At 61.1% G+C, this 15,431-nt stretch carries 13 protein-coding genes; 6 read left to right on the top strand and 7 right to left on the bottom strand.

Going from position 1 to position 15,431, the window contains the following annotated elements; all coding sequences use genetic code 11:
* The first annotated feature begins 78 nt into the window (after positions 1-78).
* The 6 genes from ACPYOI_RS05370 to panB all read left to right on the top strand — a co-directional run bounded on the left by ACPYOI_RS05370 (position 79) and on the right by panB (position 6,399).
* Positions 79-1,146, top strand: a complete 1,068-nt coding sequence (locus tag ACPYOI_RS05370) for an ABC transporter ATP-binding protein (protein ID WP_481418380.1) — start codon at positions 79-81, stop codon at positions 1,144-1,146.
* Positions 1,147-1,300: 154 nt separating this feature from the next.
* Positions 1,301-2,608: an ABC transporter substrate-binding protein gene (locus ACPYOI_RS05365; protein WP_481418379.1), complete on the top strand. Its 1,308-nt coding sequence runs from the start codon at positions 1,301-1,303 to the stop codon at positions 2,606-2,608.
* A 64-nt stretch (positions 2,609-2,672) separates the two neighbouring features.
* A complete protein-coding gene (locus ACPYOI_RS05360) occupies positions 2,673-3,611 on the top strand; it encodes a carbohydrate ABC transporter permease (protein ID WP_168829764.1) in 939 nt (312 codons plus the stop codon).
* A gap of 15 nt (positions 3,612-3,626) precedes the next feature.
* Positions 3,627-4,526 (top strand): carbohydrate ABC transporter permease, encoded by a 900-nt coding sequence (locus ACPYOI_RS05355; protein WP_481422647.1) that lies wholly within the window; start codon positions 3,627-3,629, stop codon positions 4,524-4,526.
* A gap of 164 nt (positions 4,527-4,690) precedes the next feature.
* Positions 4,691-5,566: a pantoate--beta-alanine ligase gene (panC, locus tag ACPYOI_RS05350; RefSeq protein WP_481418377.1), complete on the top strand. Its 876-nt coding sequence runs from the start codon at positions 4,691-4,693 to the stop codon at positions 5,564-5,566.
* A complete protein-coding gene (gene panB / locus ACPYOI_RS05345) occupies positions 5,566-6,399 on the top strand; it encodes a 3-methyl-2-oxobutanoate hydroxymethyltransferase (RefSeq protein ID WP_481418376.1) in 834 nt (277 codons plus the stop codon). The genes panC and panB overlap by 1 nt, the downstream gene beginning before the upstream one ends.
* 27 nt (positions 6,400-6,426) lie before the next feature.
* Here the strand turns inward: panB and ACPYOI_RS05340 are convergent, their stop codons facing one another.
* The 7 genes from ACPYOI_RS05340 to ACPYOI_RS05310 all read right to left on the bottom strand — a co-directional run bounded on the left by ACPYOI_RS05340 (position 6,427) and on the right by ACPYOI_RS05310 (position 15,360).
* Positions 6,427-7,413, bottom strand: a complete 987-nt coding sequence (locus ACPYOI_RS05340; protein WP_481418375.1) for an ABC transporter permease — start codon at positions 7,411-7,413, stop codon at positions 6,427-6,429.
* The gene (locus ACPYOI_RS05335) at positions 7,410-8,390 is read right to left on the bottom strand and encodes an ABC transporter permease (protein WP_481418374.1); all 981 of its coding nucleotides are present in this window, start codon (positions 8,388-8,390) and stop codon (positions 7,410-7,412) included. Before ACPYOI_RS05335 ends, ACPYOI_RS05340 begins: the two co-directional genes overlap by 4 nt.
* Positions 8,387-9,937, bottom strand: coding sequence for a sugar ABC transporter ATP-binding protein (locus tag ACPYOI_RS05330; protein ID WP_481418373.1), 1,551 nt, complete (start codon positions 9,935-9,937; stop codon positions 8,387-8,389). Before ACPYOI_RS05330 ends, ACPYOI_RS05335 begins: the two co-directional genes overlap by 4 nt.
* A 79-nt stretch (positions 9,938-10,016) precedes the next feature.
* On the bottom strand, positions 10,017-11,141 hold the full coding sequence (locus ACPYOI_RS05325) for a sugar ABC transporter substrate-binding protein (protein ID WP_168829770.1): 1,125 nt from the start codon (positions 11,139-11,141) through the stop codon (positions 10,017-10,019).
* A gap of 297 nt (positions 11,142-11,438) precedes the next feature.
* On the bottom strand, positions 11,439-12,023 hold the full coding sequence (locus ACPYOI_RS05320) for a DUF1269 domain-containing protein (RefSeq protein WP_168829771.1): 585 nt from the start codon (positions 12,021-12,023) through the stop codon (positions 11,439-11,441).
* A gap of 110 nt (positions 12,024-12,133) precedes the next feature.
* Entirely contained in the window at positions 12,134-13,501 is a 1,368-nt protein-coding gene (locus tag ACPYOI_RS05315) for a sigma-54-dependent transcriptional regulator (protein WP_481419166.1), read from the bottom strand.
* Positions 13,498-15,360 carry a sensor histidine kinase gene (locus ACPYOI_RS05310; RefSeq protein WP_481422646.1) on the bottom strand — a complete coding sequence of 621 codons (1,863 nt, stop codon included), beginning with the start codon at positions 15,358-15,360 and terminating at the stop codon, positions 13,498-13,500. Before ACPYOI_RS05310 ends, ACPYOI_RS05315 begins: the two co-directional genes overlap by 4 nt.
* Between the last annotated feature and the right edge of the window lie 71 nt (positions 15,361-15,431).

Below are 15,431 nucleotides of genomic sequence, written 5' to 3'. Positions count from 1 at the left end.
TTGCGCATTGCCGCCGAATATCCTGGAGGAGAGGATTATCGGCAGTTGCAGGCAAAACAGGTTCTGGGAGGAGCTTTTATGGCAGGTGTCGAATTCATCGATGTCAAGAAATCATTCGGGGCGGTCCCGGTCATCAAGGGTGTGAACATCGAGGTTGCCGATGGGGAGTTCGTGATCCTTGTCGGACCGTCCGGATGCGGCAAGTCGACCCTTCTCCGAATGCTCGCCGGGCTTGAGAATATCTCCGCAGGTGAAATCCGCATCGGCAGCCGCGTCGTCAACAGGCTGGCACCCGGCGAGCGCGATATCGCGATGGTATTTCAGAATTACGCGCTCTACCCGCACATGACGGTGGCGCAGAACATGGCCTTCTCGCTGAAGCTCAAGGGCTCGGCGAAGGCGGACATGGACCAGCGCGTCAAGAAAGCCTCCGAGATTCTCGGCCTCACCAAACTTCTGGAACGCTATCCGCGCCAGCTTTCCGGCGGCCAGCGGCAGCGCGTTGCGATGGGCCGGGCGATCGTACGCGATCCGCAGGTCTTCCTTTTCGACGAGCCGCTCTCCAACCTCGACGCCAAGCTCCGCGTTGCCATGCGCTCGGAGATCAAGGAGCTTCATCAACGCCTCGGCACCACGACGGTCTATGTCACCCACGATCAGATCGAGGCGATGACGATGGCCGACAAGATCGTCGTCATGCATGACGGCGTGGTCGAACAGGTCGGAGCGCCGCTCGATCTCTATGACCGGCCGGCCAATCTTTTCGTTGCCGGCTTCATCGGCTCGCCCGCGATGAACATGATCAAGGGTCGCCTCAATCCTGAGAACGGCAATCAGTTCATCGCTTCGGACGGGACCGTTCTGCCGGTCGCAAATCCGCCAGCCGGCGCAAAAGGGCGAGACCTCATCTATGGCCTGCGTCCGGAATATATCGCGCTCGACGCCAATGGCCTGCCTGTGGAAATCGCCGTGATCGAACCGATGGGCTATGAGACGCAGCTGATCGGCAAGCTCGCGGGAAGCGATGTCACCTGCATCTTCCGCGAACGTGTCAATGCGCGGTCCGGCGACACTCTACGGGTCTCGATCGACGCGTCACACGTCCATCTCTTTGACGCCGAAAGCGGCCAGAGACTGAGTGCTTGATACCGTATCGGCTGTTGGGCGGGAGGAAGAGGAGACCTCCCGCCCACCGGTCAATGCGGATGCATCCGGCTGATCCGGATGAGACAGCCGCCATTCACCAAGCGGGACGGTGGATGCCGGAGACCTTGCTCCCGCTCTTCAAAGGAGGAGTAACATGAAGAGACGTGACTTTCTTGCAGCTTCGGCAGCCGCCGCCGGTATGGCGGGCCTCTCGCCGTTCGGCCTACGCCCGTCTTTCGCCCAGGCTGAACCGAGCTACAAGCCGGAAGCGGGCGCGAGCCTCAGGCTTCTGCGCTGGACGCCCTTCGTCAAGGGAGACGAGGATGCCTGGCTTGCAAACACGAAGAAGTTTACCGAGGCGACCGGTGTCGAGGTTCGCATCGACAAGGAGAGCTGGGAAGACATCCGTCCGAAGGCCGCTGTCGCCGCCAATGTCGGCTCCGGTCCTGATATGGTGATGTGCTGGTTCGACGACGCCCACCAATATCCTGACAAACTGGTCGACCTGACCGAGCTTGCCAACTACCTCGGCAACAAATACGGCGGCTGGTATGACGGCTTGCGCGGTTACGCAACCCACGATGACAAGTTCATTGCCATGCCGCTGACGGCGATCGGCAACGCCGTCGTCTACCGCGACAGCCATATGAAGGCCGCGGGCTTCAGCGAATTCCCGAAGGACACCGCAGGCTTCCTCGAGCTTTGCAAGGCGATGAAGGCAAAGGGCACACCGGCCGGATTCCCGCACGGCAAGGCCGTCGGCGACGGCAACAACTATGCCCATTGGCTGCTTTGGAGCCATGGCGGCAAGATGGTGGACGAAAGCGGCAAGGTGACGATCAACAGCCCTGAGACGCTGGCAGCTATCAACTACGCGAAGGAGCTCTATGCGACGTTCATTCCGGGCACGGAAAGCTGGCAGGACATCAACAACAACCGTGCATTCCTTGCCGGGCAGGTTTCGCTGATCGCCAACGGCGTGTCGGTCTATTATGCCGCGAAGAAGGATCCGAAGCTCGCGGAGATCGCCGCCGATATCAGAACGACCAACTTCCCGATCGGCCCGGTCGGCAAGAGTGTCGAGCTGCACCAGACGAGCTCACTGCTGCTCTTCAGCCATACCAAGTATCCGGAAGCGGCCAAGGCCTACATCAAGTTCATGATGGAAGGCGACCAGATGAACGCCTGGATCGAGGGTTCCAGCGCCTATTGCTGCCAGCCGCTCAAGGCTTTCGCAAACAATCCGGTCTGGACCGCCGATCCGGTTCATGCGCCGTATGCCCGCGCTTCCGAAACGCTCCGGCCGAACGGCTATGCCGGCCCGCTGGGTTATGCCTCGGCAGGCGTGATGGCCGATTACGTGCTGGTCGACATGTTCGCCGTCGCCGTCACCGGCCAGATGACGCCGGAAGACGCCATGAAGGAAGCAGAGCGCCGGGCAAATCGCTACTACCGGGTTTGATCCCGCTTGAAGTCTGCAGCATGCCGGCGACGGCATGCTGCGATTGTCCATCAGGAGATACACCATGGCGACCGTGACATCCGGGGATACGGCGACGCGCAGCCCGATCGCATCACTCATGCAGAACAACAATCTGCTCGGCTTCCTCTTCATGCTGCCGGCGGCCATCTTTCTGGTTTGTTTTCTCACCTACCCGCTGGGGCTCGGGGTCTGGCTTGGTTTCACCGACACCAGGATCGGGCGCGACGGTATCTTCATCGGGCTGGAAAACTATCAGTACCTTGCCAGCGACTCCGTCTTCTGGCTGTCGGTATTCAACACCCTGCTTTACACGTTTGTCGCCTCCGTCATGAAATTCGTGCTCGGCCTGTGGCTGGCTCTGCTCCTCAACCAGCATCTGCCATTCAAGTCGTTCTTCCGTGCGATCGTGCTTCTGCCGTGGGTAGTTCCAACGGTTCTTTCGGCGCTGGCTTTCTGGTGGATCTACGATGCCCAATTCTCGATCATTTCCTGGTCGCTGATGCAGATGGGCCTGATCGATGCACCGATCAATTTTCTCGGCGATCCCACCAATGCGCGGATCTCGGTCATCGTCGCCAACGTCTGGCGCGGCATTCCGTTCGTCGCGATCTCCCTGCTCGCAGGGCTGCAGACCATCCCCGCCTCGCTTCAGGAAGCGGCATCTCTGGACGGCGCAACGAGCTGGCAGCGATTTCGGTATGTGACGCTGCCGATGCTGACGCCGATCATCGCGGTCGTGATGACATTCTCCGTGCTTTTCACGTTTACCGATTTCCAGCTCATCTACGTGCTGACCAAGGGCGGGCCGGTCAATGCGACGCATCTGATGGCGACGCTGTCCTTCCAGCGCGGTATTCCAGGCGGCCAACTGGGCGAGGGGGCCGCCATTGCGGTGGCAATGATCCCCTTCCTGCTTGCCGCAATCATGTTCAGCTTCTTCGGTCTGCAGCGCCGCAAATGGCAGCAGGGCGGCCAGGATTAAGCTCGGGAGAAAATCATGAACGCCAACGTCAACGCCACCGACCGGGTTCTGACCGACAATGTCGAGGGCATGGGTTATCTCAATCGCCTGCCTCGGCGCATCGTCATGCTCTATCTGCCGATGGCGGTCTTCGTCTTCGTGCTGCTCTTTCCGTTCTATTGGATGGCGATCACTGCGGTTAAGCCGAACGCGCAGCTGACCGACTACAGCAACTACAGCCCCTTCTGGGTCGTCGGCCCGACGCTCGATCATATCAAATATCTGTTCTTCGAAACGTCTTATCCGGGCTGGCTGTGGAATACGATGGTGGTTGCGGTCGGCTCGACGGCGCTGTCGCTCGTGGCATCCGTCTTGGGGGCCTATGCGATCGAACGTGTGCGCTTTACCGGCTCGCGCCCGGTGGGGCTCCTGATCTTTCTCGCTTATCTCGTGCCGCCTTCGATCCTCTTCATTCCCCTGGCCTTCATCGTGTTCAAGCTGGGAATCTATGATTCCAGGCTGGCGCTGATCTTCACCTATCCGACCTTCCTCATTCCCTTCTGCACCTGGCTGCTGATGGACTATTTCCGTTCGATTCCGTTCGAGCTCGAGGAAAGTGCCCTGGTCGATGGCGCAAACCGCTGGCAGATCCTGGTGAAGATCATCCTCCCGCTTGCTGTCCCCGGCTTGATATCGGCCGGCATTTTCGCCTTCACGCTCTCGTGGAACGAGTTCATCTACGCCCTCACCTTCATCCAGTCGTCGGAAAACAAGACAATTCCTGTCGGTGTTTTGACGGAACTGGTGCGCGGCGACGTGTTCGAATGGGGTTCGCTGATGGCCGGCGCGTTGTTCGGTTCGCTGCCTGTAGTGATCCTCTATTCTTTCTTCGTCGACTACTACGTCTCGTCGATGACCGGCGCCGTGAAGGAATGATGAAGCTGATAAAGGGCGTTCGGATGCAGGGAGGCGGCGCCGCGTTACTCATGGTAAGCTGAAAACAGTTTCAGCTCTTGCTAATCGATATTATCCTGAGCCGGTAATTGACGCTTCGCGTGAAATCAACTTCTATCCGCCACCGCTTTCCGGGAGGTTGAAAGATGCGTGTCGTGACAGGGATTGCCGAGCTGCGGGAGCATATCGCGGCGATCAAGAATGAAGGCCGGACGCTCGGCTTCGTGCCGACGATGGGATTTCTTCATGCCGGCCATATGGAGCTGGTCGCACGCGCACGGAGCGAGAACGATGCCGTTATCGCCTCCATCTTCGTCAACCCGCTGCAATTCGGCCAGAACGAGGATCTCTCGCGTTATCCCCGGGACCTCGAGAGGGATAGCGCCATGCTGTCGGCTGCCGGCGTCGATCTTCTTTTTGCTCCTGATGTCGAGGAGATGTATCCGCGGCCGATGCAGACCGTGGTCGACGTGCCGGCGCTCGGCAGCGAACTGGAAGGCGCCGTGCGGCCCGGACATTTTGCCGGCGTGGCGACTGTGGTGACCAAGCTTTTCAACATCGTTCAGCCGCATGCCGCCTATTTCGGCGAGAAGGACTACCAGCAGGTCGTGATCATCAAGCGGATGGTCGAGGATCTTGCCCAGCCAGTCCGCATTGTGGCCGTCGAGACGGTGCGCGAAGCGGACGGACTGGCGTTCTCATCGCGAAACAGCTACCTGAAGGCCGACGAGCGCACCGCGGCGGTGATCGTTCCCCGTGCGCTCGACGAGGCCGAACGCCTTTACAACAATGGCATGGACGATCCGCGTGCACTCGAAGCCGCGTTGAGGGAGTTCATTGCACGCGAACCCCTTGCTACCGCCGAAGTCGTCGCCGTTCGCGATCCGGAGACGCTGGAGCCGCTAGCGACCTTGCGCGACCGGCCAGCGCTTGTCGCCCTCTTCGTGCGCATTGGCGCCACCAAGCTTCTTGATAACAGGATCATCGGCCGTCAATTCAAGACCGCATCGAGGGCAGCCTAATGAGCAAGGTCCTTAGTCAAAAGCGGCTCACTCCGGTTCGAATTCAGTCGATGAAAGGCTCCGTGCCGATCGTCTGCCTAACGGCCTACACGACGCCCATGGCGCGAGCGCTCGACGCTCACTGCGATCTGCTGCTGGTCGGCGATTCCGTCGGCATGGTGCTCTACGGTCTGCCAAATACGATTCCCGTCACCCTCGACATGATGATCGCCCACGGCCAGGCGGTCATGCGCGGCGTCACCCGCGCCTGCGTGATCGTCGATCTGCCCTTCGGCAGCTACCAGGAATCGAAGGAACAAGCCTTTCGAAGTGCGGTGCGGATCATGCAGGAAACCGGCTGCGACGGGGTCAAGCTGGAAGGCGGCGAGGAAATGGTCGAGACCATCGCTTTCCTGACTGCGCGCGGCGTGCCGGTCTGCGGACATATCGGACTGATGCCGCAACAGGTGAACACCGCGGGCAGTTACCGCTCGCTCGGTCACTCCGAAAGCGAGACCGCGAAGATCAGGCGCGATGCCCGCGCCGTCGGCGGGTCGGGCGCCTTTGCCGTTGTCATCGAGGGAATGGTCGAGCCGCTGGCGCGTGAAGTGACCGCCTCGATCCACGTCCCGACGATCGGTATCGGTGCCTCGGCGGCTTGCGACGGCCAGATACTGGTTGCAGACGATATGCTGGGTCTGTTCACGGATTTCACGCCCAAATTCGTCAAGCGGTACGCCGGGCTTGCACAGACGATCGAGGATGCTGTTGAAGCTTACGCCGGCGATGTTCGAAGCCGCCGCTTCCCGGGACGGGAACATACGGTCGACATCCGCGTCCCACCACCCGCTTGACCTGAACGCTCCGCAGGGCCCGATCACTTACCGGTTAGCAGGGCTGCGGCCGTAGAGCAGCAGCATGGCGATGATGATGACGCCGTAGATGATCTGCCGCCCCGCCTCGGGCATCTGCATGACCGAAAGGATCGATAGCAGTAGTGTAATCAGGATCACACCTGCAACCGTGCCGAGATAGGAGCCTTTGCCGCCAAGGATGGAGGTACCACCTAGCACGACCGCGGCGATCGAGGGCAGGAGGTAGGCGTCGCCCATCGACTGCGCGGCCTTCGACGCATAGCCGGCGAGCAGCACGCCACCGAAGGCGCTGAGCGCACCCGAAGCGATGAAGGCGATCAGGACGATCCGCCGGGTGTTGATGCCGGAGAGATAGGCCGCGCGCTCCTGGTTGCCGATGCCGTAGACGGAGCGGCCAAATGTCGTGCGGGTAAGGACGAAGACCGTAACGGCGCCGACAGCTGCCCAGATGATGACTGCATTGGGGATGCCGGGCAGAAGAAAGCCGGTTGCAAGATAACGCATGACGGCAGGCGCGGAATCCTGGGGCGAGAAGCCGCCGGTATAGACGACCATCAATCCTTGAGCGACGGCGTTGGTCGCCAGCGTGATGATCATCGAGGGGATGCGCAGGTATGCGACCCCGATCCCATTAACGAGCCCGATCGCCATGCCGCAAAGAATGCCGAAAGGAACGGCCAGAATCTCGCCCGCCGGACCATAGGCGGCTGCGGCGCAAGCCATCATTCCGCCGACGGCAACCGACCACGGAACGGACAGATCGATCTGCCCGAGCAGGATGACCATCATCATGCCGGTGGCGATGACGCCGAGGAAGGATGCGACTTTCAGCTGCTGCAGCAGGTACTCCGGAGACAGAAAGCTGGTGGAATAAAAACTGCCGATGACGAGCAGCAGGACGATGCAGCCGAAGGCCGTGGCGATGGCCGGATCCAGCCGGTGCGTGAATTTGTGGGGCTGCCTCACGGGATGTTCTCGCGTCACGTTGCTCATCCGAACCACTCCAGGCGGTTGCGCACGCGGAACAATCCGAACGCCCCGAGGCTCACTGCAACGAGCAGCACGACACCCTGGAACAATGGCTGCCACAACGGGTCGAAATCGAAGACGAAGAGCAAGTCGCCGATGGTTCGAAAGGCCAGCGCTCCGAAGATTGCACCGATCGCGCTGCCCTTGCCGCCGAACAGTGAAACGCCGCCGAGCACCACCGAGGCGATCGAGAAAAGGGTGTAGGCATTGCCACTCGCAAGTGCGGCCTCTCCGGTAAACGTGAAGAACGTAAGGAACAGCCCCCCGATAGATGCAAGAAGCCCGGCCAGCGCATAGGCTGTAAACTTTGCACGGCGGATCGGCAGGCCGGACATATAGGCCGCGATCTCCGACGAACCGGACGCGTAGGCGGCCCGCCCGATGACCGAGCGGCTGAACGGCACCCATATGACGAGAACGACGCCAATGAGAACAACCAGGCTGGCGGGCACGAGACCGAACACCTTGCCGGTCATCAAATCCGCCAGTTCCTCGTTGACCGACCCGCCCGGAAATGGCCGCAAGAGCAGGGCGATCCCGAAGTATATCGCGCCGGTCGCAATCGTTGCGACGATCGGCTGTAATCGTCCGTAGATGACGATCAGGCCGTTCAGCGCCCCGCAGACAAGACCGGCGGCCAGTACGGCGATCACGCCGAATGCCGTCTCGAGGGGTGTGCCAAGAACAATCCAGGATGCCAGCGCATTGGTGAGGATGAAGATCATGCCGACGGAAAGATCGATGCCTGCCGTGATCACGACCAGCGTCTGCGCCATAGCCACGAAGGCGAGCAGCACGCCCTTGTTGGCGGCGGTCTGCACGACATTGGCCGTCAGTCCCGCGGGATGATTGGAGACATAGATGGTGAACATGACGAGGAAAATGCCGGCAGCCATGAGCGTGCCGCGATGCTCCTTCAAGCGATAACGCCAGTCGTTCATGCGGCGCCCCCCACACTCTCGCCGTTGACATTGAGAGCGCTGGCGACCAACGCATGCTGCGTGATGCCGCCGTCCTTCAGTTCGCGCACGATGCTGCCGTTGTAGAAGACGAGTACGCGATCGCAGCAACCGATCAGCTCGTCGTAATCCGTCGAGTAGAACAGGATTGCCGCCCCCGCCTCGGCGAGGTGTCGCAGCAATTGATAGAGTTCCTGCTTGGTGCCGACGTCGATGCCACGTGTGGGATCGTTAAGCAGAATGATCCGCGGCGTGCGCATCAGCCACTTGGCGATGACGACCTTCTGCTGGTTGCCGCCGGAGAGAGCGCCGACGGGAATGTCGAGACCCGCGGTCTTGATGCCCAGCAATTGCACCATCTCTTCGATCAGCCGCTCTTCCTTTTCCCGTTCGATGACGCCGTTCCGGGATACTCGGTCCAGCACGGCGAAGGATAGATTTTCGCGCACCGTCATCGGCAGCATCAGGCCCTCGGTCTTGCGGTCCTCCGGAATGAGCGCCATGCCGATGTGCTTTGACCTTGCCGCGGATGGGCTGGCAAGCGCTGCGGCCTTGCCGTCGATGAGGACGGAGCCGGTGGTGCCGCGCAGTACACCGAAGAGCGCCAGCAGCAGGTCACGCTGGCCCTGGCCGTCCAGCCCGCCAAGGCCCACGACCTCGCCCTTTCCGACGGTAAGGGAGATGTCGCGCAGGCTGCCTGCCCAGCAAAGCCCGCGGCATTCGAGAGCCGGAGTGGATTTGTCGTCCGCTCGCTTCGGCTTTGGCGGAAAGGCACTGCAATATTCCCGGCCAATCATCATTTCGACGATCTCGCTGTCACTGCGCGCACCGGCCGGGAAACTCATCACATTGCGGCCGTTCCGCAAGACCGTGCATTGATCCGCCAACTCGGCGATCTCCTGCATTCGGTGGGAAATATAAAGGAGTGCGAGACCCTCCGACCTCAGCCGCCTCAAGACGGAAAAGACCTTGGCCACATCCGCTGCCGTCAGCGCCGACGTTCCCTCATCGAGAATGAGTATGCGCGGTTTCCAGGCGAGCGCCTTGGCGATCTCGACCAGTTGCCGACGGGAAAGCGGAAGATCCTTGACCAGCGCACGCGGATGAATGTCATCGGCGCCCGCCCGGGCCAAAGCTTGCTCGGCGACGGCGCGTTGCGCTTTGCGATCGATCAGTCCGAAGCGGCGCGGTGGTGCGGCGATGCAAATATTATCGGCGACGCTCAGGTCCGGAATGAGCGAGAGTTCCTGGAACACGCAAGTGACGCCGGCAGCAGAGGCCTCTGCCGGGGACTTGAAGCTGACGGGCCGGCCGTCCAGCAGCATGCGGCCTTCATCGGGTGCGACCACGCCCGCTATGATCTTGATGAGTGTCGATTTGCCGGCGCCGTTCTCACCAAGAATGGCGTGGATGCGTCCGGCTTCCACGGTAAGTTCGGCATTCTCCAGCGCATGAACGCCGCCGTAGCGTTTCGAAACGCCGCTCATCTGCAAGAGCGGGATCGCCGCCGGAATTTCTGATGCCGTCATGATTGCCTCGGGGCGGTCTTTATGCGTGCCGCGGCTGATGTCGCGGCACGCCCTTCAAGCGATCCGGCTGCACCCCAGCCTATTGGTTTTCCTTCGACTGCCCCATGATTTCCTGAGCGGTGAAATTAATCCCGCAAGTTGGGAAGGCATTGCCGACGAAGAAATTGTCGGACTGGTCGGGATAGAAATCCTGTCCTTCCTTGAAGTTCGGGTCCTCGACAATCGCCAGCGGCAGCTTGACCGATTGCGGCACGACCTCTCCTTCAAGCGCAGCAATGGCCGTCTTGATGGCGACCGCGACCTGGGCGGGTCCGGTGCCTGCCGACGAGCACTTCAGGCCCTCGCCTGCAAACTTGGCGCAGAATTTGCGGAAGCCATTCTCCGTCTCCCCGCCGAAAGGCACGAAGGGATGCTTCGCATCAATCATCGCCTGCACGACGCCGGTATCGCCGCCCTGCGCGGTGATGCCGTCGAATTTCTTATGCACGGCGATAGCATCGGCGGTCGCCTTCTGTGCGGTCGGATCGTCCCATTTGCCGAGCACTTCCACGACATCCCATTTCTTGCCGGTCGCGGCGAAGGTCTCATGGATGCCGTTGTGCCGGTCGGTATCGACCGACGTCCCGGCAACACCGCGCACCTCGAGAATCTTGCCGCCGTCCGGCAGGTGTTTCGCCAGCCAGTCTGCCCACAATACGCCGAGACCCTTCTGGTCGACGTTGACGTTGATCGCGTCCTGGGTGTCGAGGATGTTATCGAAGGCGACCAGGACCACGCCGGCCTCTTTGGCCCGCTTGATAACGGGGCCGAAGGCTGTCGGGTTCTGCGCATTGACGACGATGGCGTCATAGCCTGAATCGATGAAGTTGTTGATTGCCGATATCTGCGCGGGCACGTCCTCACCGGTCGAAACGACCTTGAACTCCTTGAGTTTGGCTGCGACATCCGGCTGAGCGGCATAGGCTTTCGCGGTCTGGATCATCTGAATGCGCCAGGTATTGGCGATGTAGCCGTTTGCGAGCGCTATACGATACGGCCCTTCCTTCTTCGGAAACTTGAAGAACTTGGTATCCGCCGCCCACGGCACGAAGCAGCCGGCGTCAGCCGCAGGCCCTTTGACGATTTCGGGCTCGGCGAGAACCGTGGAGTGGGAAAGGGTGAACGCCGCAGCGGCGAGGATGCCGCCGATGAATGTCCTGTACATCGAATCCTCCCATTTGTTGCCACTTTTGGACGGGCATCGAATGGGTGCCGGCATACGTCGACTTTCCGCTGCAGATCCTCCAATCTGCAGCGGCTGCCGGTCCGGCAAGGCATGTCGATACGCTATCCAGTTGACGTCAGACGGGCTCCCCCCGGCGTCACGCGAGCGATGGTAGCGCTACCAACCTGCATTGTAAAGCAGCATGCAAGGTCATGCTTTATTAGGATTTTTTCATTCACCCGGATGGTACTTCTGCGACTCTTTCACTCGAAGCGGAGTTACGCCCCTCATCTTGACTCACGTCGCAGGGATGCCGGCGCTGGGCGTCTGGCCGGTAACAGCGGAGGGCGCGCTCGCCGCCGTCGCAGCCGCCGCCGATCCCGCCAGAGCCTCCTGAAGCCTTCGTTCCTGATCCGGCGAGAGAGACGAGCGCAGAACACGCGCGTTTTCTCCTGCGAAATCTGCCAGAACCTTGTCCGGCTGGGCCTTCCGGACGAGCAGGAAGAGCGCCGAGCTATTGTTCGGGATCGTGTCCGCCAGCTTCTTTATGAGACCGTCATCGATGCCATAGTCGGTGAGCGATCCCGCCAGTGCGCCCGAGCCAGCACCGATCGCTCCGCCAAGGACAAGACCGGCGAGCGGATTGAGGAAAAGCAGGCCGACGAGGCTTCCCCACACGGCGCCGGAAAGCCCTCCGCTGGCGGCGCCGGCTGCCGGCAGATTCATGCTCTGCTTGAGGCGCACCTTTCCGCCGCTGTCGCGCACGGCGACAACAGCGTCTTCCAGGTCGATCAGGTACTCCTTCTCGAGCTGAGACAGCTTGTTGAGAATGGCATCGGCCTTATTGGGGTCGTCGAAGCCAAGGACGATAAGTTCGGACATGAGACCTCTCCCGTGGTTGTGACAGGCTTGATCTAGGACGCATGTCGGCGAATTCCACCGGGGCAGGAGGTTCCGCGAAGACGAGCTTTGATTGCGCAGGCGTTTTCAGTTCAAAACGGCTCTGCCTTGGACGCTGCGAATTGACTGCGGACAATGCCGTGGCGCTGCAGCTTGTCGTAGAAGGTCTTGCGCGGGATGCCGAGCTCCGCGATCGTACGGCGAACGTCGCCGTCATTGGCATCGAGCGCCTCGCGGATGATTTTGGCCTCGTAACGCTCCAGCCGTTCGGGCAAGGTCAGCGCTCCGCCTTCTTCCGGCGCCGAAGCCGGCGTGCCTGCGGGAGCCTGCTCGACACCGAGGACGAAGCGTTCTGCGAAATGCGAAAGTTCGCGGACGTTGCCTGGCCAGCTGTGTTCCTGCAGATGACGGTGAACGGCCGCTGAAACCGGCGGAACCGCCCGTTTGAAGCGTGCCGCGGCACGCTCGGCAAAATGGCCGAAGAGGAGCGGAATGTCGTCCCGGCGTTCCCGGAGCGGCGGTATGGAGATCGTGACGACATTGAGCCGGTAATAGAGGTCCTCGCGGAAATCGCCGCGCTGCGCCGGATCGCTGAGATCCACCTTGGCGGCAGCAACGACCCGCAGGTCGACAGGCCGAACCTCGTTGGTGCCGAGCGGCGTTACTTCCCGCATCTCAAGGACGCGCAGCATCTGCACTTGAGTCGATGGCGGCATGCTTTCGATTTCGTCGAGAAAAAGCGTACCGCCGCTGGCGTGTTCGATCCGCCCAATGCGCTTCTTCTGCGCGCCAGTGAAGGCGCCGGGTTCATGGCCGAAAAGTTCGCTTTCGATCACGGTCTCGGGCAGCGCTCCACAGTTGAGCGCGACGAAGTTGCCCGAAGCCCTGCGGCTCCAGCTATGCAGCAGGCTTGCGACGACTTCCTTGCCGCTGCCGGTCTCGCCCGTCACCAAAACGTCGATGTCCGTATCGGCAATTTGTCTTAGGGTGCGACGCAATCGCTCCATGGTGGGTGTCTGGCCGATCAACGGGAGATCATCGCGAGCCTGATCGGCGGCCCGGCGCAAGGCGCGGTTCTCTAGAACCAGGCGACGCTTTTCCACCGCGCGTTTGACGGCTTGGACCAGCCTGTCGGCGGCGAAGGGTTTCGTGATGAAATCGTAGGCCCCGTCCTGAATGGCCTTCACGGCCATGGGTATGTCGCCATGGCCGGTGATCAGGATGACCGGCAGATCGGCATCCTGTTTTCTCACGCGATCGAAGAGTTGCAGCCCGTCGATCTGCGGCATGCGGATGTCTGAAACGATGGCGCCTGCGAAGTCCGGATCCAGTGCGGCGAGGGCTTCGCTTGCGACCGGGAAGGCCGAAACATTGAAACCGGCAAGCTCCAACGTCTGTTTCGTCGCCCGAAGAAGGTCCTTGTCGTCATCTATGAGAAAGATCGGTGACGCGTCGCTCATGCCTTTGCCTTCAGAAGGTAGACGGTGAAACATGTGCCCCGGTCGCCGCTCGAGACGTCGATGCGGCCGCCGTAGTCCGCAACGATGTCCTTTGAAATGACGAGGCCGAGGCCGAGCCCCTGTTCCTTGGAGGTATGGAAGGGCGTGAAAAGTGAATCCAGAATGGCTGGCGGAATGCCCGGTCCGTTGTCGGAGATGGCGATTGCAGCCTCATCCGACGTCTCCGTAACGGTGATCTCCACCCTCGCGTCGCTGCGGTCATCGAGAGCCTCAAGCGCGTTCTGCAGGAGATTGATCAGGATTTGCTCTAGCCGGATGCGATTGCCCATGACGAACAGCCCCGGCGGTGGCAGTTGGGCATCGAGCGCATTCAGCTGCCCGGAAAATCGGCTTCTCAGCAGGATAATGGCGCCTTCAATGACGCCGCGCAGGTCGACCGGCTCAGGGGCGGCCCTTCCTTTGCGAGCAAATGCCTTCAGTTCCTCGGTGATTGTTCCGATTCTCTCGGTGAGGGCGGCGATCGCCCCGAGATTTTCCTCGACCGGATCTGTCTGCTTGCGCTCGAGGAAGACGCGGGCATTGTCGGCATACGCACGGATCGTGGCAACCGGTTGGTTGATCTCGTGCGCGACGCCGGCTGCCACCTGTCCGAGGATGGCAAGCCGGTTTGCCTGCACGAGCTCCTGCTGCACGACTTGCAGCTTGGCCTCGGTATCCCGGTGATCCGAGATTTCCGCCTGCAAGCGATCCCGGGCGCGGCTCAGATCCTCCGTTCGCTCGACCACGCGACGTTCCAACTCCTCCCGCATCGCCTGCTCGCTCGCAATCCGCATGACGGAGACCTGGCGCCGTCTCAGCAGGAACGCGGCGATCGCAAGGACGGGCAGAAGAAATGCCAGTGCGGTCAGCCGCGCCGTTTGCACGGCGGAGGCAACCGGGGTTTCGATCGGCACCAGATACTCCAGTTGCCATGGCGTTGTCGGAACGGCGGCGAGAAGACGCAGATACCTGGCCTCTCCGCTGCCCGGCAGGACGGCCGAAACGATCGAGGCGGCGGGATTGAGAATAGCCGGGTTCCTTATGGGGAGTGGTGCCAGAGGCGCATCGCCGAATTGAAGACTACTGCGAATGGACGCCAGATCTTGTTGCGGTATCGCTCTGGACGTCATGAAGCGCCAGGAAGGAATACTCGTGATCAGAACCACCCCATGGTTGTCCGTCACGTAGACGGGCCGGCTTGCGCTCTGCCAGTCGGTTTCCAGCCGATCGAACTCCATTTTGACAACGACGACACCGAGGGGAGCAACCGCGCTGCCGACGCGGCGGGAGATGAAGAGACCCGGACGCTTGCTGACGCTGCCGAGGGCAAATTGCTCCGCCGTTCCCTGCTCCATAGCGCGACGGAAATAGTCACGGAAGTTGTAGTCATTGCCGACGAAACTCAGAGGTTCGCGCCAATTGCTCGCCGAGGCGGCTATTCCGTCCGGGCGAACGACATAGAGCACCGCGGCCTGCGTGCCGGTGACGAGTCGCTCAAGCTTGCGGTTCAGGATCTCCGTTGCGTCGCTGGTTTTGGACGACAGCGCGTCGAGAACCTGCTGGTCCTCCGCGAGGAGAAGCGGCAGGGCGCGGGGGCGCTCCAACACGGCTGTCAGCAATGCGACCTTGATATTGGCGTCGGTGCGGCCCTGGCTTTCGAGTGCTTCGATGGCGGATCGACGGCCATAGAATTCGGCACCCGCAAGCGCCGCCGCAATCATGACTATCGCCACCGCAAAAAACAGGAACCAGGCACGCCGCACCCGGCGAATGATGTCTTGCGGCACTGCATAGCCTGACATTGTCGGTCGCTGAAGCATGAAGAGTCCATGTGCGAAATTCCGCATAGCGTCAAATCAAATTGTGCGGAAAGACGCGCAGGCGGACCAGT

This window comes from Rhizobium sp. SVR5-2C (assembly GCF_056755115.1).
Note: the sequence above shows the minus strand (reverse complement) of the source record. Positions and strands in the feature narration are given on the sequence as shown.

What these genes read in the sequence shown, in the direction of transcription:
- ACPYOI_RS05370 (WP_481418380.1), top strand. Translation starts at nt 79, where the DNA reads ATGGCAGGTGTCGAATTCATCGATGTCAAGAAATCATTCGGGGCGGTC.
- ACPYOI_RS05365 (WP_481418379.1), top strand. Translation starts at nt 1,301, where the DNA reads ATGAAGAGACGTGACTTTCTTGCAGCTTCGGCAGCCGCCGCCGGTATG.
- ACPYOI_RS05360 (WP_168829764.1), top strand. Translation starts at nt 2,673, where the DNA reads ATGGCGACCGTGACATCCGGGGATACGGCGACGCGCAGCCCGATCGCA.
- ACPYOI_RS05355 (WP_481422647.1), top strand. Translation starts at nt 3,627, where the DNA reads ATGAACGCCAACGTCAACGCCACCGACCGGGTTCTGACCGACAATGTC.
- panC (WP_481418377.1), top strand. Translation starts at nt 4,691, where the DNA reads ATGCGTGTCGTGACAGGGATTGCCGAGCTGCGGGAGCATATCGCGGCG.
- panB (WP_481418376.1), top strand. Translation starts at nt 5,566, where the DNA reads ATGAGCAAGGTCCTTAGTCAAAAGCGGCTCACTCCGGTTCGAATTCAG.
- ACPYOI_RS05340 (WP_481418375.1), bottom strand. Translation starts at nt 7,413, where the DNA reads ATGAGCAACGTGACGCGAGAACATCCCGTGAGGCAGCCCCACAAATTC.
- ACPYOI_RS05335 (WP_481418374.1), bottom strand. Translation starts at nt 8,390, where the DNA reads ATGAACGACTGGCGTTATCGCTTGAAGGAGCATCGCGGCACGCTCATG.
- ACPYOI_RS05330 (WP_481418373.1), bottom strand. Translation starts at nt 9,937, where the DNA reads ATGACGGCATCAGAAATTCCGGCGGCGATCCCGCTCTTGCAGATGAGC.
- ACPYOI_RS05325 (WP_168829770.1), bottom strand. Translation starts at nt 11,141, where the DNA reads ATGTACAGGACATTCATCGGCGGCATCCTCGCCGCTGCGGCGTTCACC.
- ACPYOI_RS05320 (WP_168829771.1), bottom strand. Translation starts at nt 12,023, where the DNA reads ATGTCCGAACTTATCGTCCTTGGCTTCGACGACCCCAATAAGGCCGAT.
- ACPYOI_RS05315 (WP_481419166.1), bottom strand. Translation starts at nt 13,501, where the DNA reads ATGAGCGACGCGTCACCGATCTTTCTCATAGATGACGACAAGGACCTT.
- ACPYOI_RS05310 (WP_481422646.1), bottom strand. Translation starts at nt 15,360, where the DNA reads ATGCTTCAGCGACCGACAATGTCAGGCTATGCAGTGCCGCAAGACATC.